General features: G+C 39.1%; 2 protein-coding genes and 1 pseudogene. All 3 read right to left on the bottom strand.

Features of this window, described 5'->3' with window-relative positions; all coding sequences use genetic code 11:
* On the bottom strand, positions 1-155 hold a 155-nt coding region (locus AC6F75_RS13075; protein WP_500715535.1), incomplete at its 3' end, for a 50S ribosomal protein L19.
* A 127-nt stretch (positions 156-282) separates the two neighbouring features.
* Positions 283-960 carry a tRNA (guanosine(37)-N1)-methyltransferase TrmD gene (trmD, locus tag AC6F75_RS13070; RefSeq protein WP_500715534.1) on the bottom strand — a complete coding sequence of 226 codons (678 nt, stop codon included), beginning with the start codon at positions 958-960 and terminating at the stop codon, positions 283-285.
* A gap of 106 nt (positions 961-1,066) precedes the next feature.
* A pseudogene (locus tag AC6F75_RS13065) lies at positions 1,067-1,737 on the bottom strand (glyceraldehyde-3-phosphate dehydrogenase); the annotation flags it as partial.

Below are 1,737 nucleotides of genomic sequence, written 5' to 3'. Positions count from 1 at the left end.
CTAAGTTGAATAACCACACCTCTAAAGAACTGGGTTCTGGTTTTTTCACCTTCTCTAATTTCGTAATACACAGTGATGGTATCACCGGCACCAAATTTTGGGAATTCTTTCTTTGTAACGAATTCGTCCTGAACAAATTTTACTAAATCTTCCATTGTAATTTAAGTTGGAATTAAAATCAAAACAACATTCACGATTTTCGCCAGAGGTTGAAGCGATTGCACTTTTCAATGCGGCTGCAAATATAATTATTTATATTGAAAAGGTAATTATTCTTTTGAATTATTCTTTGAGTAAGTCAGGCCTTTTTTCCTGAGTACGTTTGTAGGCTTCTTCCTCCCGCCATTCTTCAATTTTTGGGGTGTTTCCGCTCAATAAGATCTCAGGGACTTTCCATCCTTTGTACTCTGCAGGTCGGGTATAAATGGGTGGAGCAAGCAAATCATCCTGAAAGGAGTCTGTCAAAGCACTTGACTCATTACCCAAAACCCCGGGAATCAGCCTGATTATAGCATCACACAAAACGGCTGCACCCAACTCCCCACCACTCAATACATAATCACCGATAGAGATTTCACGTGTGATAAAATGGTCCCTCACACGTTGGTCAACTCCTTTATAATGTCCGCAGAGAATGATAAGGTTGTCTTTTAACGAAAGATGATTAGCCATACGTTGCTTGAGTGTTTCGCCATCAGGAGTCATATAGATAATCTCGTCATAGTTGCGCTCACTTTTTAGCTTACTGATGCATTTGTCAATGGGTTCAATCATCATCACCATTCCGGCACCGCCGCCAAACTGATAATCGTCCACCTGCTTGTAATTATCAGTCACATAATCCCTTAAATTATGAAAATGGATTTCTACCAGCCCTTTTTCTATCGCTCTTTTTAAAATAGAGGCTTCAAATGGGCTTTTCAGAAGTTCGGGTAATACCGTGATGATATCAATTCTCATTCTCTTTCAATTTCTAGGTTTTGCAAATTTACGCTTATAATCTTTATGCCAATAAAAAACCACTTCAAAGTCAATTGAAGTGGTTTTTGTTTTAAATATATATCTATTAATAATAAGTGTATCGTCTCACTTTAGCAATGTATTTTGCCAAACGAATAACCTGATGGCTATAACCATATTCATTGTCATACCATACATACAGTACTGCATTGGTTCCGGCTGCGTTTACAATCGTTGCATTGCTGTCAAAAATTGCAGGGGCCGATGTCCCAACAATGTCACTGGATACCAACTCGTTATTCAATGAATATTTGATTTGCTCTACCAAATCACCTTCAAGTGCATATTTCTTCAATACAGCATTAATGCCTTCTTTAGTGGTTTTGTTTTTAAGCTCAAGGCTTAATACAACAAGTGAACCGTTTGGAACAGGAACACGAATGGCATTTGAAGTTAGTTTTCCAGCAAGTTCCGGCAACGCTTTGGCAACGGCACTTCCTGCACCGGTTTCGGTAATCACCATATTTAAAGCAGCAGCACGTCCTCTTCGGTACTTTTTATGAAAGTTGTCCACCAAATTTTGGTCATTGGTGTAAGCGTGAATGGTTTCCAAATGCCCCTGAACAATTCCGAAAGAATCTTCAATGGCTTTCAAAACCGGGGTAATGGCATTGGTGGTACAAGATGCTGCTGAGAAAATATCTACTTTATCAGGGCTGTAATTATTTTGGTTTACACCGTGAACAATATTGGGGACACCTTTTCCTGGAGCGGTCA

Source organism: Planktosalinus sp. (assembly GCF_059864935.1).
Note: the sequence above shows the minus strand (reverse complement) of the source record. Positions and strands in the feature narration are given on the sequence as shown.